The 22964-nt window shown below is 56.7% G+C and carries 18 protein-coding genes and 1 tRNA gene; 16 read left to right on the plus strand and 3 right to left on the minus strand.

The annotated features are described in order from the left end of the window. Window positions 1-13 precede the first annotated feature (13 nt). Entirely contained in the window at window positions 14-613 is a 600-nt protein-coding gene (locus tag AACR93_RS11870) for a 4Fe-4S dicluster domain-containing protein (protein WP_043850912.1), read from the minus strand. A 423-nt stretch (window positions 614-1036) separates the two neighbouring features. Here AACR93_RS11870 and AACR93_RS11875 point away from each other — a divergent pair, with 423 nt between their 5' ends. Beyond that, window positions 1037-3223, plus strand: a complete 2187-nt coding sequence (locus AACR93_RS11875; protein WP_156152949.1) for a hypothetical protein — start codon at window positions 1037-1039, stop codon at window positions 3221-3223. A gap of 646 nt (window positions 3224-3869) precedes the next feature. Continuing rightward, window positions 3870-5738 carry a low affinity potassium transporter Kup gene (gene kup, locus AACR93_RS11880; RefSeq protein WP_043850913.1) on the plus strand — a complete coding sequence of 623 codons (1869 nt, stop codon included), beginning with the start codon at window positions 3870-3872 and terminating at the stop codon, window positions 5736-5738. Between the two features lie 162 nt (window positions 5739-5900). Here kup and AACR93_RS11885 read toward each other — a convergent pair whose 3' ends face one another. Next, a complete protein-coding gene (locus tag AACR93_RS11885) occupies window positions 5901-6356 on the minus strand; it encodes a surface-adhesin E family protein (RefSeq protein WP_052497071.1) in 456 nt (151 codons plus the stop codon). Beyond that, window positions 6353-6949 (minus strand): hypothetical protein, encoded by a 597-nt coding sequence (locus AACR93_RS11890; RefSeq protein WP_156152950.1) that lies wholly within the window; start codon window positions 6947-6949, stop codon window positions 6353-6355. Before AACR93_RS11890 ends, AACR93_RS11885 begins: the two co-directional genes overlap by 4 nt. A gap of 518 nt (window positions 6950-7467) precedes the next feature. Between AACR93_RS11890 and AACR93_RS11895 the strand changes: the two genes are divergently transcribed. From AACR93_RS11895 to hypD, 14 genes are all read left to right on the plus strand, one after another. Then, complete coding sequence (locus AACR93_RS11895) at window positions 7468-8133, plus strand: 4Fe-4S dicluster domain-containing protein (protein WP_043850915.1); 666 nt, start codon at window positions 7468-7470, stop codon at window positions 8131-8133. Continuing rightward, the gene (hyfB, locus tag AACR93_RS11900; protein WP_043850916.1) at window positions 8133-10016 is read left to right on the plus strand and encodes a hydrogenase 4 subunit B; all 1884 of its coding nucleotides are present in this window, start codon (window positions 8133-8135) and stop codon (window positions 10014-10016) included. The genes AACR93_RS11895 and hyfB overlap by 1 nt, the downstream gene beginning before the upstream one ends. Before the next feature lies 1 nt (window position 10017). Continuing rightward, window positions 10018-10971 carry a respiratory chain complex I subunit 1 family protein gene (locus tag AACR93_RS11905; RefSeq protein WP_043850917.1) on the plus strand — a complete coding sequence of 318 codons (954 nt, stop codon included), beginning with the start codon at window positions 10018-10020 and terminating at the stop codon, window positions 10969-10971. Window positions 10972-11051: 80 nt separating this feature from the next. Further along, a complete protein-coding gene (locus AACR93_RS11910; protein ID WP_043850918.1) occupies window positions 11052-12770 on the plus strand; it encodes a hydrogenase large subunit in 1719 nt (572 codons plus the stop codon). Window positions 12771-12779: 9 nt separating this feature from the next. Beyond that, window positions 12780-13337 (plus strand): formate hydrogenlyase complex iron-sulfur subunit, encoded by a 558-nt coding sequence (locus AACR93_RS11915; protein ID WP_043850919.1) that lies wholly within the window; start codon window positions 12780-12782, stop codon window positions 13335-13337. After that, window positions 13337-14152 (plus strand): NADH-quinone oxidoreductase subunit B family protein, encoded by an 816-nt coding sequence (locus AACR93_RS11920; protein ID WP_005301886.1) that lies wholly within the window; start codon window positions 13337-13339, stop codon window positions 14150-14152. The genes AACR93_RS11915 and AACR93_RS11920 overlap by 1 nt, the downstream gene beginning before the upstream one ends. Then, window positions 14145-14558 carry a formate hydrogenlyase maturation HycH family protein gene (locus AACR93_RS11925; protein WP_043850920.1) on the plus strand — a complete coding sequence of 138 codons (414 nt, stop codon included), beginning with the start codon at window positions 14145-14147 and terminating at the stop codon, window positions 14556-14558. The genes AACR93_RS11920 and AACR93_RS11925 overlap by 8 nt, the downstream gene beginning before the upstream one ends. After that, window positions 14558-15049 (plus strand): hydrogenase maturation peptidase HycI, encoded by a 492-nt coding sequence (hycI, locus tag AACR93_RS11930; RefSeq protein WP_043850921.1) that lies wholly within the window; start codon window positions 14558-14560, stop codon window positions 15047-15049. Before AACR93_RS11925 ends, hycI begins: the two co-directional genes overlap by 1 nt. 213 nt (window positions 15050-15262) lie before the next feature. Then, window positions 15263-15354 (plus strand) — tRNA-Sec (locus AACR93_RS11935). Window positions 15355-15669: 315 nt separating this feature from the next. Further along, window positions 15670-17148, plus strand: coding sequence for an L-seryl-tRNA(Sec) selenium transferase (selA, locus tag AACR93_RS11940; RefSeq protein ID WP_043850922.1), 1479 nt, complete (start codon window positions 15670-15672; stop codon window positions 17146-17148). Window positions 17149-17152: 4 nt separating this feature from the next. Then, window positions 17153-19036, plus strand: a complete 1884-nt coding sequence (gene selB / locus AACR93_RS11945) for a selenocysteine-specific translation elongation factor (RefSeq protein ID WP_043850923.1) — start codon at window positions 17153-17155, stop codon at window positions 19034-19036. Next, window positions 19033-21471: a carbamoyltransferase HypF gene (hypF, locus tag AACR93_RS11950; RefSeq protein ID WP_043850924.1), complete on the plus strand. Its 2439-nt coding sequence runs from the start codon at window positions 19033-19035 to the stop codon at window positions 21469-21471. Before selB ends, hypF begins: the two co-directional genes overlap by 4 nt. A gap of 5 nt (window positions 21472-21476) precedes the next feature. Continuing rightward, complete coding sequence (locus AACR93_RS11955) at window positions 21477-21728, plus strand: HypC/HybG/HupF family hydrogenase formation chaperone (protein ID WP_043819819.1); 252 nt, start codon at window positions 21477-21479, stop codon at window positions 21726-21728. Continuing rightward, complete coding sequence (gene hypD / locus AACR93_RS11960) at window positions 21722-22834, plus strand: hydrogenase formation protein HypD (protein ID WP_043850925.1); 1113 nt, start codon at window positions 21722-21724, stop codon at window positions 22832-22834. Before AACR93_RS11955 ends, hypD begins: the two co-directional genes overlap by 7 nt. Window positions 22835-22964: the final 130 nt, after the last annotated feature.

Here is a 22964-nt window from a genome sequence, read left to right on the forward strand (position 1 = left end):
TCGGCAAGCCCGCTCACACCCGCGCCGGCATCGCCAGCAGTGCCTCGGCACTGGCCAGCTGTTTCTGCCGGTTCAGGTTTTCAAGATGCTCCGGCGTGACCAGCCGCAGCGCCTGGGTCGGACACACCTCGACACAGGCCGGGCCCGCCTCGCGGTGACGGCAGAGATCGCACTTCAGCGCCTGCGCCTTGGTCTGCGGACGCTTGAAGAGCGAATCGGCAGTCGGGGGCACCTCTTTGAGCACCACCGCCATGGCGCCGTAAGGGCAGGCCACCACGCAGGACTTGCAGCCGATGCAGCGCTCCTGCAACACCTTGACGCAACCATCCTCGCTGACGATGGCATTGTTCGGGCAGGCCATGGCGCACGGCTTGTCTTCACACTGGCGACAGAGCACCGGCGTGGTCACCTTGCTGCCCACGATCACCTTCAGGCGCGGCTGAAAATAGCTGTCCTTGGAGACCAGATGTCCATCCTCGATGGCAAGATGCAGGCCGCCCTCCCGCTCAAGGGTCCCGCTGCAAGACCCTGACTGGTGTGAAACGGCGCAGGCCACCTCACAGGTACGACACCCAATACAGAGACTGGGATCTGCAATCACGAAGCTGTTCATAGAGAGGGATCCTAAATGGTTCGTTACACCGGGCCGCCCGCCGACAGGCAAAGAGGCGGCCAGCCCCCCACAAAGCATTTATCAGACCAAAACGGGCCAAGGTTGCGATAAAAAATCACAAGCAACTGAAAATAAAGAAGTAATCAGAAATAGAAGCGCGCTAATTGCCACGCCTGACGAGGGTGACGACGGGGTGGGAAGTGTGATCGACACGACAAAAGTGACGAGCTCGACACCGGCTGACAGGCCCTATTGCACAAGGGAAATCACTCTCGATTTTTTGAGCCAACACTAATTTCTAGTTTCTTCCCCTTTTGTTTCTTCCAATAACAGTTAACATGTCTCACTTGGAGACCAACATACTTACTAATCATCCACACAAGTCATAAAATTATTTTCTTGGTTAAATTAGAGGACTTTTTAATGAGGGATTATTTTCCAGTAGAGCACGTTAAAGAAACACTCTCAGCAATAAAAGATGGTTTTCTTTTTGAAAAACTTTCTCAAGAGCTACTGACACATATAATGGGTTATAATTTTGTACCTTCAGGTGGTATACACGATAGAGGTATTGATGGATTAGACTATTGTTCAGAAGCATATCAAAACTCTCGTTCCATTTATCAAATGAGCATAGACAAGGTACCAGATCAAAAAATAAGACGTACTATCCTGACATTAAAGAAAAACAACCTTGATTATCAAACACTATATTACATTACTAACCAATCAGTTGTAGACAAGGATTTACTGATTGATAAATACTTCGAAGAAGAAAAAATTAACCTTAGAATATTCGACCTATCTTGGCTAGCTAATAATATTAATAAAAACCAAGCAACACAAGCATGTATGAAAAGCTTCACTTTACGGTATAGTTTTTCGGATGCTAGGCCACAAAACGCTTTTCATGTTACTGATTATATATCACGCCCCGACCTTTATGTATTTTTGACACAACAAATTGGTGGTACTGATGAAATAGAGAGAACCAATGAAAAGCTAATTGAAAGCCTGATTTTATATTCATTGAGAGATACTGATCCAGATAAAAAAATATTTTTATCCGCCGATGAAATCCTTAATTCCGTAAGAACTCTCATTGATTTTAACATGGAAAGAATTGAATCAAAAATAAATAAACGGCTAAAATCTTTATGTAGTAAAGAACGTCGAAGAATAAATCACCACACAACAATAAATAAGTATTGCTTACCTTACAACACTAGACTTGAAATATTATCTGATAATATAAGGGATGAAGCTCTATATTCAGCATTTATGGCTGAAGCAGAGAGTGTCGTAGAGAAAAACCTAAAAAATGGTAATTTAAGTGGCATCACTGACGTTGCAGGGCTATTAAAAACAATATTAGAAAAAATATTTTACCACCAAGGTCTAGAGTTTTCTGATTTTTTACTTAATGATGGGTTGAAGGATTCTTTTGAATTAAGCCTTTCAAGTACAGTAGAGGAAATTGTCAGAGACAAAAATTATAAAGGCATTAAGGATGATAGGTTAGTAAATGCTATTATTATCTCAATTAGAGACCTTATGTACAATGGCAGCGTTGAGAGCAAAGGATATCTCCGTGCGCTATCAAAGACATATCAAATGCTATTCCTACTTAAGTGTGAGCCAAAGGTTATCGACTTTTTCCAGTCTATGGCTGGTCACATGCACATTTTTGTATGTACTTCAATATTGGTTCCTGCTCTTTCAGAAATATTTTTAGAACCACAAAATAAACGATATTGGAGTCTATTGAAGGCTGCGACCGCACGCGGAGTAAGATTAATAGTAAATGACAGCATTATCAGTGAATTGGACTTTCATATTAAACGCTCCATTCATATTTTTAGAAATGAGTATGAAAAACAACTTCAATTCTACATTGATGATGCACCAGAGTTGATTGACCAAATATTGGTAAGAGCATATGTACACTCACTAAAAGAGGGTAGAAAAATAAGTTATTATGATTTTATTTCAAATTTTATTACAGTCGGCGGCTCTGATACTCAACAAGAAATTATTGACTTTTTACAGAATGAATTTGGTATTGAATTTGTAACTCATAGTGAAATTGATGCTCCTATTGACCATGAAGATTTTGAAGTTTTATATGAGGCTTTAAAGATAGCTAAAAAATCAGAAGATAAGGCAAGAACTGATGCATCACTAATTCTAACAATTTATGCAATGCGCGATAAATTTGGTGAAAGAAAATCATCTCTAGAGGGTTACAAGACATGGTGGCTATCCTCAGATACTGTTACACATAGAACCATATCTAAGCTATTTAAAGAAAAATATCCTGTCAGCTGTTATATGCGACCTGATTTCTTATACAACTATATTAGTTTTACACCATCAAAAGACTCGGTGAATAATATTTATCGAAATACATTCCCAAATTTACTTGGAGTTCAGATATCTCATCACATACCATCTGAAATTTCTAGTAATATAAGAAAGGCTATAAATGAGCACGAAGTGCAAAGTGGCAGCCGAAATGGAGCAAAGATAAGGAATCTAGTGGACCAATTGAAAACAAATCACAACATTAACTATAGAGATGAATTGAGTTCATTTTTTTCACAGAACTAGTCATCTGATTACCAATTTGATTTAAACATAGCGGCGGCCTACTGTGAAGGTGGTCTCCGCTATATAAAAACCATGTTTATTTTTAGTGCCGTAACACCTCTGCTCTTACGCATTTAATTAGCGGTGCTACGTTTATATCCTCTCTCATTTTACTTGATAGCGGCTGCTTTTATGGCGGCCACTTTACGTTTCCGTCATCCCTTCCCTCTTACATATCAAATAGAGGCTCTATTGCCACCTAATTCGGCCTCTTTACCCACAGTACTATTCATTTATTGGTCAGCATTTTATCATCTATTTTCCAGCCGCTTCGATAAAAATAGCGACCAAAAAAAAGATCCACAGATAAAACAATCAGTTCCCCGCTTCCCCGCCATATATTTCAATCACCGGATAATTAATTCTCTTACTCAAATTGAACTTTTGATTATTTATAACTGAGCATAGTCCCGCAGAGTGTGTGTCATTATAAGCTTAATGACAGATGAACAGACTGTGTTCCATGACAAGCAGATCACTATTCCGTTAGCGCCCTTTCCCATCGCAATCCATTAATTCTCTCCCGATTAAATATCACGACTCTCTTGGTAGGTCGGGCAGCTGTGCGTTGGCAAACGTGTAAACATCAAACTGACAAGATGAACTCATGAACTGTGATAAACAACAAGCCACTCCCGGCGTCATGCTGGCGGCGATTGGCGTAGTCTATGGCGATATCGGCACCAGCCCGCTCTATACCTTGCGCGAGTGCCTGTCAGGTCAATTCGGGTTCGGCGTCGAGCCGGCCTCCATTCTCGGCTTTCTCTCGCTGATCTTCTGGCTGCTGATCCTGGTGGTGTCGGTCAAGTACCTCTCCTTTGTGATGCGGGCCGACAACGCCGGCGAGGGTGGCATTCTCACCCTGATGTCGCTGGCGACCCGCAACGCCTCCACCCGCTGGACGCCGCTGCTGATCATCCTCGGCCTGATTGGCGGCAGCTTTTTCTATGGCGAGGTGGTGATCACCCCGGCGATGTCGGTGATGTCGGCCATCGAGGGTCTGAGCATTCTCACCCCCGCCCTCGACCCCTATATTGTCACCCTCTCGGTGCTGGTGCTGACCCTGCTGTTTGCCATCCAGAAACATGGCACCGCCATGGTGGGCAAGCTGTTTGCCCCCATCATGCTGATCTGGTTTATGACGCTGGCGGTGCTGGGGCTGCGCGGCATCATCCACAATCCCGAGGTGCTGGGTGCGCTCAACCCTATCTGGGCGGTGCGCTTTTTTGCCCAGTACCAGACCACCTCCTTCTTTGCCCTCGGCGCCGTGGTGCTGGCCATCACCGGGGTGGAGGCGCTCTACGCGGATATGGGCCACTTTGGCAAAAATCCCATTCGCCTCGCCTGGTTTATCGTGGTGCTGCCCTCGCTGGTGCTCAACTACTTCGGTCAGGGGGCGCTGCTGCTGAGTAACCCCGCCGCTATTGCCAACCCCTTCTTCCTGCTCGCGCCGAAATGGGCGCTGGTGCCGCTGCTGCTGCTGGCGACCATGGCGACGGTGATCGCCTCGCAGGCGGTGATCTCCGGGGTCTTTTCGCTGACCCGGCAGGCGGTGCGCCTCGGTTATCTCTCCCCCATTCGCATCGTTCATACCTCCGAGCAGGAGTCCGGCCAGATCTATATTCCGGTCATCAACTGGATGCTCTATATCTCGGTGGTGATCGTCATCATGAGCTTCGAGCACTCCAGCAATCTGGCGGCGGCCTACGGCATCGCGGTGACCGGCACCATGGTGCTCACCTCCATCCTCTCCTGCTCGGTGGCCAAGAACAGCTGGCACTGGAACAAGTATCTGGTGGCCATCCTGTTTGCCGCGCTGCTCTGTATCGACGTGCCGCTCTTTGCCGCCAACCTCGCCAAGATCTTCTCCGGCGGCTGGCTGCCGCTCACCCTGGGCGCGGTAATGTTCACCGTGATGACCAGCTGGAAGAGCGAGCGTCTCCAGCTTATTCGTCGCCTGAACGAGCACGGCAACTCCCTTGAGCCGATGATCGCCTCGCTGGAGAAATCCCCGCCGACCCGGGTGGCCGGTACTGCTGTCTATATGTCGCGGGTGGTCAATGTGATCCCCCATGCGCTGCTCCATAACCTCAAGCACAACAAGGTGCTGCACGAGCGGATCATCCTGCTCACCCTGCGGGTGGAGGATGTCCCCTACGTCCACAATGTGCGCCGGGTCTGCATCGAGCAGCTCTCCCCCACCTTCTGGCGGGTGGTAGCAAGCTACGGCTGGCGCGAGACCCCGAACGTGGAGGAGATCTTCCACCGCTGCAACGCCGAGGGGCTGAGCTGCCGGATGATGGAGACCTCGTTCTTTATGGCCCACGAGTCGCTCATCATGAAAGACCGCCCCTGGTATCTCTATCTGCGCGGCAAGCTCTTTATGCTGCTGCAGCGCAACGCCCTGCGCGCGCCGGATCAGTTCGAGATCCCGCCCAACCGGGTTATCGAACTTGGATCCCAGGTGGATATCTGATGGCGGGTTGATGGCCTCTTGATGGCATAAAAAACGTCAGCAAATAGAGAGGGAGGCATTGGCCTCCCTCTCTATTTGCATATTCATTTTACTTATTGAACTTGAGGGAATATAAACCCAGCGAAAATTCTATTCTTATATAAAGAACACGTTAAAGTGACATTACGATTTCGCATCTACCTCAGCCATTAGCTGAACACAAAGCACATCCCACATCACACCCTCTGATGATCCATCCTTGGCGAATAACCAACGACTAGAGCTAAAAGGAAATGGGACAACAGGCTTCCCAATCGCATATTTATTATCAAAAAAGCCACTTGGGATTTTTGTGTATTTATTTTTATTCTCGCAATCAAACACATATTTCGTTTTAATTGCAATAAATTTATGCCCCTCCACTTCATCTTCTTTTTTTAGTGCTTTAACCACCTCTAACTGACGCACATTTTTATTGCCTTTATAGAACCATGAGTCAGGTTTGACAAAATATGTATCCATCGAGTCATTTGAGCTTGCCAAGCTATACCCTTTCGGTAAAGGCTCATCTTTCTTTACACCAGCACAACCTGATAAAAATACAGCCAGCAATCCAATGAAAAATGATTTAGATGTCATTTCTGTACTCCTGCTTCATATAAATCTTGCTGACTAACACTACCTTGCAGGGAGCAGAGTATTTCTACCGTTTGATTATCTGCCTTCTCAATTATAAATACTTTTTCTGTTGTTTTCTCTGCAGGAGATATACCTGTAACAGCAGAGTTATTCTTCACCCAGTTTGAGCCTGCATTTTTTATCATTGGATTAAAAACATAATTCTCATTGTCCAACTTTTGCAAACTCAATGTCTTCGACATAAGAGCGACCACAGTTTCGATAGGTTGGGTTGATGTAAATCCCCAGTAATAAAACTGTCCTCTCACATCCATCGGCGTATATTCTTTATACGCATCAAAGTCTGTGTAGGTTACAACAAAACCGGATACCTCTATTCCTTCCGGTGTTGTGTAATGCAAGTCAAGCTTTACCTTTTTATCTTTCTTTAAATTTGATGAGTATAATCTTTCAGGAATTGTTTTTAACAGTGGGTTATTAGCCGCAGCAGTAAAAAAGGAGGCATCACAATTTGAAAAATGTGTTATTCCTGATTCTGCAGCCAGACCGTTGAAACTTATCACCGACAAAACCGTAGCTATGGAAGCTTTCATTTTTTTGATCATTTTTATCAACTTCAGTTGTTTCTTATTATGGCTGCTTTAAATAAAATCCTTTAATTATTAAAGCATCGCCCTACGTGCATCACTTATGCTCAAAAGTTACACAAAACAAAGCGATTGGCACTCATAAGAATCCTATCCAAATTATTCAGATATGAAAATATCTTTCTTGTCCATTCCAACTATCAACAATTTTGTTATTTATCCCAATGTCACAAGTCATTTTATGCATGAACCAAGTCTCGCTGTTTCAGCAATAAGGAGCCAATCAACAGCTCTAACTTCAATAAATTTCTGTGATCACTGCCAACACTCTCTGTCGATACCTTCGTCACAAGTGACGAACGTCACAGTTCGACAGCCATACCAGCCCTTTCAACCAATCCCATGAAGATTTTTATTTATTTAAAAACAGCAACTTAAAACCAATTTCGCTGCAAAAACCATTCTGGCCCGTATCTTGCCAACCTGCCCCTACTTTCTCCGTTCGCGACACGACAAGGTAGGCTATGAACCGCTTCGTTATCGCTGACCCCAAGCTTTGTATCGGCTGTGGCACCTGTATGGCGGCCTGCAGCGAGGTACACAAGGCGCAAGGTTTGCAGCAAGCCCCCCGTTTAACCGTTATGCGACACGAGCAGGCGACCATGCCGGTTCAGTGCCGTCACTGTGACGATGCCCCCTGCATCAAGGTGTGCCCGGTCGAGGCAATTCGCCAGACCGGCGATTGCGTGCAACTCAACGAGTCGCTCTGCATCGGCTGCAATCTCTGCGCCGTGGCCTGCCCCTTTGGCGCCATCCAGAGCGGCGGCAGCCGTCCGGTGGCCGTGGCCACCAGTTACGACACCTATATCCCCTGCTCCATCCGCTCCAGCAACCCCTCCACCTCTGCCGGCCTGCACTGCTTTGGCGAGGATCTGCTGAGCTGGGAGCCGGGGGTGCGCAGCATCGCGGTCAAGTGCGACCTGTGCGAGTTTCGCGCCGATGGCCCGGCCTGTGTCGGTGCCTGCCCCTCCCAGGCACTGAAGCTGGTCAATGACGGCGACACCGAACGCGCCGCCCGTATCCGTCGCCAGCAAGCGGCCGACACCAACCCGCAAGGGGCCTCCGCCTTCTCGGCGCCTGCCACAGCGCTCCCTGCATCCGATTTATCCACCACAGAGGGAGCCCGCTGATGTTGTCCCCCCTTGTTATGGCCACGCTCCTGCTCTTTTTGCTGGGCGCTGCCGCCGGTTTGCTCCTGCAAAAGTTGCCCGCACTGGCCAACCGCCTCAATAGCGGCTTTGCCCTGTTGGGCTCGCTCGCGGGTCTGGTCGCCGCCATCCAGATCTTTGCCCAAGGCACCCCCGTCGACGGCCAGCTCTGGCTGCTGGGCTCGGTGCACCTCGACATGCTGGCCGCGCTGATGCTGCTGGTGATTAGCACCGTCGGCGTCGCCGTCGCCCTCTACTCCTTTGCCTATATCCGCGAATATCAGGGCAAGGGGGATGTGGCCATCGGCGCGCTGATGAACCTCTTCCTCTTTGCCATGGTGGGCATGGTGCTGGCCGACAATGCGCTCGGTTTCTTGCTCTGCTACGAGCTGGTGACCCTCACCACCTACTGGCTGGTCAAGACCAACCCGGATGCTGCCAAACAGAGCCGGCTTTACTTGGTGATGAACCATATAGGCATGGCACTGGTGCTGATCGCCTTCTGGCTGCTCTGCCGTGAAAGCGGTTCGCTGGAGTTCGCCGCACTGCGCGAGCACCATCTGGCGGGCGCATTGGCCTCTCTGGTGTTCCTGCTCAGCTTTTGCGGTTTTGGCCTGCGCGCCGGTTTCGTGCCGCTGCACGGCTGGCTGCCGGTGGCCGAGCCCGTTGCGCCCTCCCATATCTCGGCGCTGATGTCCGGTGTGATGGTGAAGCTGGGTCTCTTTGGCATCTTGCGGGTCAGCATCGATTTTCTCGGCGCCAGCCAGCTCTGGTGGGGCTATGTGGTGCTGATCTTCGGAGCCTGTTCGGCAGTGCTCGGGGTGCTGTTTGCGCTGGCCGAGCACGATCTCAAGCGGCTGCTCGCCTACCACACGGTGGAGAACATCGGCATCATCCTGATGGGGATGGGGATCGGCATGATCGGCATCGCCAACCAGCAACCGGCACTGGTGGTGCTGGGGCTGCTGGGTGCGCTTTATCACCTGCTCAACCACGCCATCTTCAAGAGCCTGCTCTTTATGGGCACCGGCTCTGTGATGTTCCGCCTGCACACCCGGGATATGGACAAGATGGGGGGCCTGGCCAAGCTGATGCCCTGGACTGCGCTGGCGTTCCTCATCGGTGCCATGGCCATCTCGGCGCTGCCGCCGCTCAACGGCTTTGTCAGCGAGTGGTTTATCTACCAATCCCTGCTCTCCATGACCAAACTCGGCACCTCTGTCGTCGCGCCGCTCGCGGTAGTAATGCTAGCGGTAACCGGCGCCATGGCGGTGATGTGTTTCGTCAAGGTGTACGGCATCTGCTTCTGCGGCGCACCGCGCAGCGAACACGCGAGCCACGCCCGCGAAGTGCCGGGCACCATGGTGGCAGGCACCCTGCTGCTGGCCGCGGTCTGTCTGGTGCTGGGTCTGGGCGCCCCCTGGATTGCCCCCCATATCGCCAGCTATGGCCAAGCCTTGGTTGCCAGCCAAATGAGTGTCGCCACCGGCGCCACCCTGCTGCCACTCGATAGCAGCCAGGCGATCCTCTCCCCACCCGTTATCGCCATCACCTTGCTGGGTCTGTTCCTCATCCCGTTGCTGGTACTGGCCATCTTCAAGGGGCCCAAGCTGGGTCGTCGTCACGCTGGCACCCCGTGGGCTTGTGGTTACGCCTATGAGGAGCGCATGAGCCTCACCTCTGGCGGTGTCACCCACACCTTGCGCCAACTCTGCGCGCCGCTCTATCGCAAGCAGCCGCAGCTCGATCTGGCCAGCGCCCTGCACGGGGTGAGCGATACCTGCGGCAACACCGGCAAGCTGCTGCTCTCTTTAATAAATGGCGTTGTGCTGGCGCTCTTTATCCTGATGGCTGTAGGAGTCTGATATGCCTGTTCTTGAAATGCCGAGCTGGGGCATGGTTGCCCTCGCCCTGACCCAGGCCATCGCCATGCTGGCGCTGGCACCGCTCGCCACCGGTTTCACCCGGGTGCTGCGGGCCAAGATGCACTCCCGTCAGGGGCCGGGCCTGCTGCAGGATTACCGGGATATCGCCAAGCTCCTGCGCCGTCAGGAGGTAACCCCCGAGCCTGCCGGCATCATCTTCAACCTGATGCCTGCGCTGCTCATCGCCGCCCTCTTGCTGGTAGGGATGGCGCTGCCAACCCTGACTCACGAGTCCCCCTTCCCCATCGCCGGGGATCTCATCACCGATATCTATCTGTTCGCCATCTTCCGCTTCTTCTTCTCCCTCTCGGGGCTCGACAGCGGCAGCATGTTTGCAGGTATTGGTGCCCGCCGCGAGCTGACCCTCGGCATTCTGGTGGAGCCCATTCTGGTGCTCGCCTGCTTCATCATGGCGATGATGGTGGGCAGCTCGGATCTGGGCAACATCAGCAGCTATGTGGCGACCCAGCCACTGGCCGCGCCCATCGCCACCCTGCTGGCCGGTGCCGCCTGCGCCTTCGCGGTGTTTGTCGAGATGGGCAAGCTGCCCTTTGACTGCGCCGAAGCCGAGCAGGAGCTGCAAGAGGGGCCGCTCACCGAGTATTCCGGTGCGGGCCTGGCCCTGCTCAAGCTCTCCATCGGCCTCAAGCAACTGGTAGTGGTGCAGCTCTTTCTGGTCATTTTCCTGCCCTTCGGCAAGGCGGCCAACTGGAGTCTGCCCGCGCTCATCGGTGCGGCGCTGATCCTCGCCTGCAAGCTGCTGGTGGCCTTTTTATTGGCTGGCATCATCGAAAACGCCATGGCCCGTACCCAGTTCGTGCGCACCCACAAGCTCACCCGCTACGGCTTGGGGCTGGCTCTGCTGGCGCTGCTCGCCTATCTGGTCGGGGTCTGAATCATGCCCGCCAGCACAGAAACTTTTTCCGATTTCATCATTTGTGAATGCTCATTCCCGAACATTAAAGTGAGAACTGCATGACCATCGCCATTTCGGATCGCATCGGCTGCGACTACATCCAGCAGGTGCGAGCACAACTGCCCCACGCCATCGTCGACGAGGAGTGGCAAACCGCCGATCAGGCCACCATCACCGTCAAGCCCACCAGTCTGGTCGAGACCGCCAGCCTGATCTTCCATCAGCTGGGGGGCTGGCTTCCCCTCTCCTTTGCCAATGACGAGCGCAGCCTCAACGGCCACTTCGCCGTCTACCACGTCTTCTCCATGGAGGGCGACACCAAGTGCTGGATCACCGTCAAGGTGCTGGTGGATGCCGATACCCAGGAGTACCCCTCCATCACCCCGACCATTCCGGCGGCGGTGTGGGGCGAGCGGGAGATCCGCGACATGTACGGCCTGCGCGCCATCGGCCTGCCGGACGAACGCCGTCTGGTACTGCCGGACGACTGGCCGGAGGATATCCACCCGCTACGCAAGGACGCCATGGATTATCGCCAGCGCCCGATGCCCACCACTGACACCGAGACCTACCCCTTCGTCAACGAACTCGGCAGTGATGCCAACCGCATCGTGCCGGTCGGCCCGCTGCACATCACCTCGGATGAACCGGGGCACTTTCGTCTGTTCGTCGATGGCGAAGACATCATCGATGCCGACTACCGCCTCTTCTATGTCCATCGCGGCATGGAGAAGCTGGCCGAAACCCGCATGGGTTACAACGAAGTGGCGTTTCTGACCGACCGGGTCTGCGGCATCTGCGGTTTTACCCACAGCGTCGCCTACACCACCTCGGTAGAGAACGCTATGGGCATTCCGGTGCCGGAGCGGGCCAAGATGATCCGCGCCGTGCTGCTGGAGGTGGAGCGCCTGCACAGCCATATCCTCAACATCGGCCTGTCGAGCCACTTCACCGGTTTCGACACCGGCTTTATGCAGTTCTTCCGGGTGCGGGAAAAATCCATGACCCTGGCCGAGCTGCTGACCGGCGCCCGCAAGACCTACGGCCTCAACCTGATTGGCGGAGTGCGCCGCGACATATTCAAGGAAGATCGCATCAAGGGGGCCCAGCTGGTGCGCGAGCTGCGTGATGAGCTCAAACCCCTGGTGGCCATGCTGCTGGATACCGCCAACATCTCCTCCCGCCTCATCGGTATCGGCAAGCTCGACCCGCAGATTGCCCGCGATTTCAGCTGCGTCGGCCCCATGGTGCGGGCGAGTGGCTTCAAGCGCGACGTGCGCCGGGTCCACGACTTTGCCGGCTACCGCGAGCTGCCGATGGAGATCCAGACCAAGGCGGGTTGCGACGTGCAATCCCGGGTGCTGGTGCGCATCCACGAGCTCTACGACTCCCTCGACATGATTGAGTTCGGCCTGGAGCACCTGCCGGAAGGGCCGCTGTTGACCGAAGGGTTCACCTACCAGCCGGGCAAGTTTGCGCTGGGCTTTACCGAAGCGCCCCGCGGCGAGAACGTCCACTGGAGCATGACTGGCGACAACCAGAAGCTGTTCCGCTGGCGCTGCCGCGCCGCCACCTACGCCAACTGGCCTGCCCTGCGCTACATGCTGCGCGGCAATACCGTGGCGGATGCGCCGCTCATCATCGGCAGTCTGGATCCCTGCTACTCCTGTACCGACCGGGTCACCCTGGTCGACCCCAGGAAGGGCAAATCCACCGTGGTCTCCTACAAGGAGATCGAGCGCTACGGCATCGATCGCAAAAACTCTCCGCTGAAATAAGGGGTCATCATGATCAAGCTGTTCAAGACCATCCTCAAGGCTGGCACCCCGACCGCCAAGTACCCCTTCGCCCCTTACGAGGTGAACCGGGATTTTCGCGGCAAACCGAAATATCAGGCGGATCAGTGTATCGCCTGCGCCGCCTGCACCAAGGCCTGCCCGGCCAACGCGCTGGTGATGGAAGTGGACATGGAGACCGGCGAACGGCGCTGGGAGATCTCCATGGCGCGCTGCATCTTCTGCGGCCGCTGCGAGGAGGTCTGCCCGACCCGCGCCATCGCCCTCTCCCCCGAGTTCGAGCTGGCGGTGACCAACAAGGCGGATCTCTATGAGGAGGCCCGCTTCGCGCTGGCCCCCTGCACCCTGTGCGGCACCTACTTTGCCCCGAGCAAGCTGGTGGCGCTGGTGGAGGATACCCTCAAGCAGGCGGGCACACCGCTGGCGACCCCGGAGCGGCTGCACCACTGCCCCGACTGCAAACGAAAACAGAGCATGCTGAGCCAGCCTGACTCGGCCCTGATCACACCGATAGCCACACCGATGGCCACACAACAGGAGTGGATGTGATGAGCAAGATCAAAGGCATAGAACCGGTTGTCGGCCATGCCCATACCCGCGCCGTGCCGCTGGCACAGGATCCCGAGATCACCAAACTCAAGAAGACCCTGCTCAAGGACATTCGCCGCTCGGCCTATGTCTACCGGGTCGATTGCGGCGGCTGCAACGCCTGCGAGATCGAGATCTTCGCTACCATCACCCCGCTGTTCGATGCCGAGCGTTTCGGCATCAAGGTGGTTGCCTCCCCCCGCCACGCCGACATCCTGCTCTTTACCGGCGCAGTGACCCGGGCGATGCGGGTACCGGCCCTGCGCGCCTACGAGGCGGCGCCCGATCCCAAGATCTGCATCGCCTACGGCGCCTGCGGCTGTGACGGCGGCATCTTCCACGACCTCTACTGCGTCTGGGGCGGCACCGACAAAATCGTGCCAGTGGATGTCTATATCCCGGGCTGCCCTCCGACACCGGCGGCTACCATTTATGGCTTTGCCGTGGCGCTCGGTCTGCTTGAGCAGAAACTCAAAGCCACCAGCCACGAGGTGCAACCGGGTGAGCGGGTCGAACTGCGCCACACCGGCATCCCCAATGAAATCCGGGTGATGATCGAGCGCGAAGCGCGCCGCATGGCCGGTTATCGTCAGGGGCGGATCATCGCCGACGAGTTCATGGCCCTGCTCGAAGGGGCGACCCAGCAGGATGTGGATCTGCGCATCCAGAGCTACCTCGATCAGCACGACGATCCCCGCCTAGCTGAGATCGTCAACAACCTCGCAAACGCCTGCCTCAACCGGGCGGCCGGCAAGGGAGAGGCGGTGCATGGCTGACGAGGTTTTCTTCTATCGCCTCTCGCGCAAGTTCGTCGACGAGCAGTTCGACGTGCCGGAAGAGGCCAAGGAGGTGATGTACTACAGCCTCGCCATCGGCCACCACCTCGGCATCGTCGATTGCCTGCGAGCAGACCTGGTCTGCTCGCTGACCGGTTATCGCGACTGGGTGGCCAAGCTGCCACAGGGGAGCGAAGCGCGCCGCAAGATGGAGGGGTTTCTCACCTTTGGCGAGATCACCATCTATCGCGAGCACTGCCATATGCTGGCCTGCGCCTTCGACCGACTGCGCAAAGCCGACAATCTGCTCGATGAGCAGGAGCTGGGCTGGACCAACATCTTTATGGATCAGCTCACCGCCCTCTTTAACGACCCCCATATGTACCTGATGGTAAGGAGCCGCTGATGGGCTGCAATCTCGTGTTGACCGTAGGCAATGCCATGATGGGGGACGACGGTGCCGGCCCCTATCTTGCCGACAAACTGCAAGCCGCCCCCCTGCCCGGCTGGATCCATATCGACGGCGGCATCGCGCCGGAAAATGTGGTCTACAAGGTGCGGGAGCTGCAACCTGAGCGGGTGGTGCTGGTAGATGCCGCCGAGATCGGCCAGAAGGCGGGTACCCTGCAGGTGATCCCCCCCGAGACCATCGCCGAGATGTTTATCTTCTCGACCCACAATATGCCGCTCAATTTCCTGATCGACGAACTCAAGACCTTTATCCCCGAGGTGATCTTTGTCGGGGTACAACCGGCCATCGTGGCGTTCTCCTTCCCGATGACCGAGATGGTGAGCGAGGCGATGGATTATCTTTATCAGCATCTTGATGCCGCCAGTGACACCAGTCTGTTAATAGATAAACTGGATCAGTGGAATATTGCCAACGCCAAGCGGTGATTATTTATCGAGTTGTTAACGACCGTTATTGACCGACGGTTACGGCAATGTGATCGAGGCCCGATGTTAAATTAAAAACATCGGGCTAATTGTGCTGGACTTGATATAAAACAAGGTTCTTTGATTTTTTCAAAAAATCGCTAACTCTCGCTTTTTTATGACAAAAAAAGCGTTGCCAGTCACAGAAATTTGCCACAAAATGGCGACCGTTACGGAAGTTGATGGGGTCTGGTGGCCTCCTCGGTCTTCAAAACCGATGTGAGCCGAGAAGGCTTTGGCAGGTTCGATTCCTGCCTCTTCCGCCAAATTCATCTATTGAACAAATACTCTCTCGCTTAATTTTTCGGCCTGGATGTTATTTCCATTGTTTGTTCAATATGTTTGAAGTAATACCTTAAAAAAGGTGCTTGCCGCTTGCCAATATAATCCGAACTCAGGTTATCTCGCTGGCCAAAAATTAATTTATCAGCATCGATGCAGCATTAATTTATACCCGCATCATTGATGCATCCAGTTTGCACTCATCCGCAAATCGCCAGCAGTGCCATAACCCGTCAGCTCGGCCTCTCTATCGGCAAACCGGTGCGCATCCCGAACCCACGCACTGCACTGGTAATCCCATGCCGAACTCGTCTCACGCGCCAGCCATCCCCCATCGCCAGCCCGCATCAGGTACGGCTGCCGACGATTCACAGCCAGATTCTCAGCAACAGCCCGGCCAGCAACAAACGCGCCGCTTGCCGCAAGTAGAACAGCTGCTGCAGCAACCCTTTCTCGCCGGTTTTATCGAAGCGCTGAGCCGCCCGCTGGTGACTCAGGCGGTGCGCGACACCCTGAGCGAGCTACGCCAGAGCGAAGATTTTCGCCAGCATGGCGTTGCCCCCGAGCAGATCGAGGCACTGATTGCCAAGCGCTGCCGGCAGCAGTTGCGCCAGCGTCAGACCCGGGTGATCAACGCCACCGGCACCCTGGTGCATACCAATCTGGGGCGTTCGCCGCTCTGTAGCGAACTGTGGGACGAGGTGCGCGACCTCAACACCGGCTACAACAATCTGGAGCTGGATCTCGCCACCGGCAAACGCGGCGGGCGCAAGGGGCTGATCTCTCCCCTGCTCCGTTGCCTCACCCAGGCCGAAGATTCGCTGGTGGTCAACAACAACGCCGCTTCCCTCTTCCTGTTGCTGCAGGAGGTGGCCAAGGGGCGCGAGGTGATCGTCTCGCGCGGCGAGCAGATCCAGATTGGCGGTGGCTTTCGCATCCCCGACATTCTGGCGCTCTCCGGCGCCAAACTGGTGGAGGTGGGCACCACCAATATCACTACCGCCAAAGATTACCTCGATGCCATCACCGATCAGACCGCGCTGGTGCTGATGGTGCACAGATCCAATTTCGCCATTCGCGGCTTTACCGAATCCCCCGATATCGGCGAGGTGGCCCGCGCCCTGCCCGAACACGTGGTGCTGGCGGTGGATCAGGGCTCCGGCTTGACCACCGAAGAGTTTGCACCGGATGAAACCTCGGTGCGCCAGTACATCAAGGCGGGGGCGGATCTGGTCTGCTACTCAGGCGACAAGCTCTTGGGGGGCCCGCAATCGGGCATCATCAGTGGCCGCAGCGACCTTATCAAGCGGCTGGAAAAACACCCCATGATGCGCACCTTCCGCCCGAGCCGCATCGTCTACTCCCTGCTCGAACGCCTGCTCATTCACAAGCTCAACAAATCTCCCGTCGGCGAGGGCATTGCCCAGCGCACCTTGAGCAACCCGGCCGCCATGCAGGCGAGAGCCTCCCGGCTGATGGCCGCCCTGCCCGGCTGCTTTGTGCCGGTCCCCGCCCAGCTGGTGGTAGGTGGCGGCACCTTGCCGGACGAGTTCTACCCGGCCCCTGCGCTCGAATGTACCGACCCGCGCCCGGCCCAGCAGCTGCTTGATGCTCTGCGCGAACTCCCCGTCCCGGTCATCGCCACGGTGCGCCAGCAGAAGGTGCTGCTCAATATGGCCACCCTGCTGCCGACCGAGATGGAACTGCTGATCGCCCAACTCAGGGAGTTGCTGCTGCCCGCCCCGTTCAATGCAACAAATGCAACCGAGGAGCCCTGATCCCATGACCCCCTATCGCGCCGTTATCGGTCTTGCCGGCCACGTGGATCACGGCAAGACCCTGCTGATCAAGGCCCTCACCGGCATCACCACGGCTCGCGCCCATGAGCAGGCCATCGGCATGACTCAGGATCTCGGCTTTGCCCACTTCGACGACGGTCAGGGCAACACCATAGGCGTCATCGACGTGCCCGGCCACGAGCGCTATATCCGCAACATGGTGGCGGGGCTCTGGAGTCTGGATCTGGTGCTGCTGGTGATTGCCGCCGACGAGGGGTGGATGCCGATGACCGGCGATCACCTGCGCCTGCTCAAGGCGATGGGGGTGCCGCGTCTCTTGGTCTGCATCAACAAGTGCGATCTGGTCAGCTCCGACGAGCTTTTGCTGTTGGAAGAGAGCCTGCTGGAGCGGGTAATGGACGAGAGCGGCATGGTGCCCGATATCGTCAGCGTCAGCGCCAAAACCGGCGCCAATATGGCTGCCCTGCACGCCGCTATCGTACGTCAGCTGGCCGATCTGCCAGCCTCACAAGCTGCCCGCGAGCAGGGCGCACCGCGCCTCTATGTAGACCGGGTCTTTACCGCCAATGGTACCGGCACTGTGCTCACCGGCACCTTGCAACAGGGCCGCCTCAAGGTGGGGGACAAGCTGCGCCTCTACCCCGCCGATCGGGAGGTGCAGGTGCGCTCCCTGCAGGCCTATCACCAGAGCGTCGACGAGATCGGCGCCGTCTGCCGGGTAGCGGTGGGCCTGAAAAAAGTGCCCCACAAGGAGGTGGCACGTGGTCACTGTCTTACCAGCACTGTCGGCCAGTGCGAGGCGGCAACCCACCTTATCGTGCGGCTCTGCGAGGTCGGCGGCAGCATTCGGGAGCAGCGCAACCGCGAGGTGGAGGTGGCCCTCGGCAGCTGGCATGGCCGGGCGCGCTTTGTGCCAATAAAAGAGACCCGGCTGGCGCGGCTGATCTTTACCAGCCCTATCCCCTGCTTCTTCGGACAGCCGCTCGCCATCATTCGCCACGGCAGCAGCGAACTGCTGCACGGCGCCCGCATCGTCTGGTGCGGCGACATCCATCCCGCCAGACGCAAGACGCTGCACACCCTGCTGGGTGAGCTACCTGATGACTTGGAGCGCTACAACCCGGCCACCCTGCAGCTGGGGCTCAACGGCTATGTGCTGGCCAGCCGCTTTGACCAGCGGCCAGAGCAGGTCACCCCCCTCGGTAACTGGCTGCTGGATAACTGCTGGCTGGCCCAAAGCCGCGACCAGCTGCTCGCTACCCTGGCCAGCGAACCGCTTAGCGCCGCCGAGCTGGCAACCCGCTTTGGCATCGCCCTGCCGGTCATTCAGGCCCTGCTCCAGCAGCTCAAAAGCGAGCAGCTTGTTCGCCTGCACCATGACAAGTGGCAGCAGGGCAGCGGAGAGTCGGAAGATGATCTGGGGGAAGAGGCGCAGCTGGTGCTCAAGGTGGTGCGAGATCAAGGCAAGGAGGGGTACGAGCCAGGTAAACTGGGCCCCGGCGGAGTGGAGCTGGATCCCTTTATCACCCGCAAGCTGCCCGCAGCCCTGCAGCAGGGCTTGCAACAAAAAGGTGCCCTGCAAAAGCAGCTGCGCAATCTGGCGCGACTCAAGTATCTGGTGCAGCTCGATGGCCCCATCTACTACGACGCCGAGCTTTACAACCAGATGGTCGCCGCTGTGCTGGCGGGCCAGCAGGTGGGAGATCTGATCGACATGGCATCCCTCAAGGAGATCACCGGCTTGTCGCGCAAATACGCCATTCCGTTCTGCCTGCGCATGGAGATGGATGGCTGGGTGCGGCGCGAGGAGAACGAGCGCCGGGTGCTGCGTCTGCCAGCCACTCAAGATGAGATGGAGCCGGCATGAGCGCCACCATTGCCCCCTCTGGCTCTGCCAATCCTGTGGCCAACCGGCTGCGCCGTGAATTTCATATCGACGGCATCGTACAGGGGGTCGGCTTTCGCCCCTTCGTCTATGGGCTGGCACTGCGCCACGGCCTTGCCGGCTATGTGCTGAACGATGCCAACGGCGTCACCATCGGCGCCGAAGGATCGCCTGAACAGCTCGCCAGCTTTGCCCGCGAACTGCGGGAACTGGCGCCGCCACTTAGCCGCATCGATCATTTCAGCGAGCGGGAACTGCCCCTCACTCATGATCCCGACTTTGATGGCCAATTTCATGGCCAGTTTCGAATTAAAGCGAGTCAGCAGCAGAGCGCGGCCACGGTCGCCATCTCGCCGGATCAGGGGATGTGCGAGGCGTGCGCCCGGGACGTGGCCAATCCAAGCGATCGCCACCACCACTACCCCTTTACCAACTGCACCCACTGCGGCCCGCGCTACACCATCATCCGCAGCCTCCCCTATGACAGACCCCATACCGCCATGGCAGGCTTTGCCATGTGCCCGCGCTGCGCGGCGGCCTATGAAAACCCGCTGGACAGACGCTACCACGCCCAGCCGGTGAGCTGCCCCGAGTGCGGGCCCTATCTCAGCTGGCTCAGCGGCAATGGAAATGCGCTGGCCGAACGCAAAGAGGCCCTGCACGCCGCCGCCCGCGCCCTGCAAGCGGGCAAGCTTATCGCGGTCAAAGGCATGGGGGGTTATCACCTGATGTGTGATGCCCGCAATGAACAGAGTGTTGCCAGATTACGAATGCTCAAGCGGCGCGCGCGCAAGCCTCTGGCGGTGATGATAGGCTCCCTTGCCGAGGCCAAATTGCATGTCACCGGCAGCAAAGACGAGTGGCAACTGCTCGCCTCTCAGGCCAGACCCATCACCTTGCTGCGCAAGCGCAAAAACGATGATCGACCGTCAGAATCCCAACTGACAACTGCGCCGCTGGCCGAGGGGATTGCCCCCGGCATCCCCTACCTTGGCGTCATGCTCCCCTATACCCCGCTCCATCAGCTGCTGCTGGACGCCTGCGCCATGCCGCTGGTGGCCACCAGCGCCAATGGTCGCGGCAGCCCGATCCTTATCGAGTGCGAGGCGGTGGTCAGGGAACTCGGCAGCGAGATTGACGGCATCCTGGATCACAACCGCCCCATTCTGCACCCCTGCGACGACAGTCTGGTGCAGTGGGCAGGCGGGCGACGCCAGACGTTGCGCCTCGCCCGTGGCTATGCCCCCTGCACTCCCAGCTTGCAAGAGGCGGTCAAGGCGCCGCTCTTGGCTGTCGGGGCGCAACAGAAGAACCAGCTGGCGCTCGCCTTCGGTCGCCAGCGCATCTACAGCCCCTATATCGGCGATCTGCACAGCCTGCCGATGCAGGTGCACTTCGAGCAGACCCTAGCGACCTTTCGCGATCTCTACGATCTCAAGCCAGAACTGCTGGTCTCGGATCGCCACCCCGGCTACCTCAGCCATCAGTGGGCCAAGGGCTATTGCCGCGATCAGGGTGCGACCCACCTCGAGGTGCAGCACCATCACGCCCACCTGCTGGCAGTGATGGCCGAGCACAACATCACAGGCCCGGTGCTGGGTGTTGCCTTCGATGGCACCGGCCTTGGCGATGACGGCACCCTCTGGGGCGGCGAGCTGCTGATCGCAGACGTTCAGGGATTTGAGCGGGTTGCCCACCTTGCCCCCTTCAAGCTGATCGGCGGCGAGGCGGCCATCCGCGAGCCGGTACGTCAGCTGCTGGGGCTGCTGTTTGAATCGCACAGCCCTGAGCAGATCAGCGCCCTCGATATTCCTTTGATCAAGCAACTGCCCGCTGAGCGGATCAGCAATCTGCATCAGCTCTGGCAGCTGGGTCGCAACACCCCCTACACCAGCTCCATCGGTCGGCTGTTCGATGCGGTGGCGGCGCTCTTGGGAGTGATCGACACCCCCGATTACGAGGGCGAAGCGGGACTCCTGCTGGAGGCAGCCGCCTTGCAGTTGGCCCCCGATGAAGCGCCCTTCCCCCTTGCCTTTGATCTCAGCCAATCAGCGGAAGGGCCGCTGCAGATCGAGTGGGCCGAGCTCATCAATACCCTTGTCAGCGAGCGGCGCCAAGGCACCTCCACCGCCAGCCTGGCCGCCGGTTTTATCCGCGCCATCAGCAATCTGGTCATCGCCCTTGCCGAACGCTTCCCCGGCTATCCGGTGGCGCTAGGGGGGGGCGTCTTTCAAAACCGGGTGCTGATGGATCAGCTTGTTCCCACTCTCGAAGCCGCTGGCAGGCAGGTATTGACCAGCGAAACCCTGCCGCTCAATGACGGTGGCATCGCCGCCGGTCAGCTCTGGTTTGCCATCCACCATATTGCCACGCACCAGCCTGCCACAGCCGGTTGTGCCACCTTGTCGGAGTCCTGAAATCCATGTGTCTATCCATCCCCTCTCAGGTGGTGCAGCTGCACCCCGAAGATAACTGCGTCACCGTCGATACCTTGGGGGTGCAGCGGCGCGTCAGCTGCATGCTGCTCGAAGAGCCTCTCAACATTGGCGACTATGTGCTGCTCCACATCGGCTTTGTGATGAGCAAGATTGACGAAGAGGAGGCGCAGGCCAGCCTCGAGAGCTTCCGCCAGATGGTGGCCCTGATGCCCAAACAGGATATCTTGCCATGCTGACCTTAAATGACCTGTTTCAGGGCTTTCGCCAGCCCGAGGTGATCCGTGCCCTCGCCGCCCAAATTACAGAACTGGCCAAGGATCTGCCCGAGCCGCTGCGGGTGATGGAGGTGTGTGGCGGCCATACCCACACCATCATGAAGTACGGCCTGCACCAGCTGCTGCCCGCCTGCATCGAGTTTGTCCACGGCCCCGGCTGCCCGGTCTGCATCATGCCAAAAGAGCGCATCGATCAGGCCATCGAGCTGGCTAGCCAGCCCAGCGTCATTCTGGTCACCCTGGGGGACATGATCCGGGTACCGGGCTCCAAAGGCACGTTGGCCCAGCAGCGGGCCAAGGGGAGCGATATCCGTCCGGTCTATGACCCCCTCGATGCCCTGCGTATCGCCCGTGAGAACCCCGAGAAAACCGTGGTTTTCTTCGCCATCGGTTTCGAGACCTCCACCCCCATGACCGCCGCCTTGCTGGCTGCGGCTGAAGCTGAGGGGATTGAGAACCTGCTGTTTCATATCAACCATGTGCTGGTGCCCCCCGCCATTCATGCGGTGATGGCCGACGGGGTGGCCAAGGTGAACGCCTTTATCGGCCCCTCCCACGTCAGCGTCATCACCGGCGCCGATATCTACCTGCCCATCGTCGATCGCTATCAGGTGCCGGTGGTGGTGAGCGGCTTCGAGCCGGTGGACGTGATGGAGGCACTCTTGATGATGGTGCGCCAGAAGGTGGAGGGTCGCTACGCGCTGGAGGTGCAATACAGCCGCGCCGTCACCGCCAGCGGCAATAAAGCCGCCCAGCGGCTGGTCGAGCGCTTTTTCGAGACCCGCGAGCACTTTCGCTGGCGAGGTCTTGGCGATATCAACGATTCCGCCCTGCGCCTGCGCGATGCCTTCGCCAAACGCGATGCAGAACGTCACTTCGCGCTCAATCAGACTCCCATCGATGACCACAAGGCGTGCCAGTGCGCCGATATCCTGCGCGGCCTGGCCAAACCGAACCAGTGCAAAGTCTTTGGCCGGGGCTGCACCCCGACCCAGCCCATGGGCAGCTGCATGGTCAGCTCCGAAGGGGCCTGCAATGCCTACTACCGATATATGGGGATCCAATGAGAGAAATTCAGTTAAGCCACGGCGGCGGCGGTGTAGAAATGAACCAGCTGATCAACCAGCTCTTCTTTCGCCACTTTGGCAACGAGATCCTGCTGCGCGGTGAAGATGCCTGTCTCTTATACACATCTGA

The sequence above is a fragment of the Aeromonas sp. L_1B5_3 genome, assembly GCF_963866575.1.
GTDB classification, from domain to species: Bacteria; Pseudomonadota; Gammaproteobacteria; order Enterobacterales; family Aeromonadaceae; genus Aeromonas; species Aeromonas jandaei.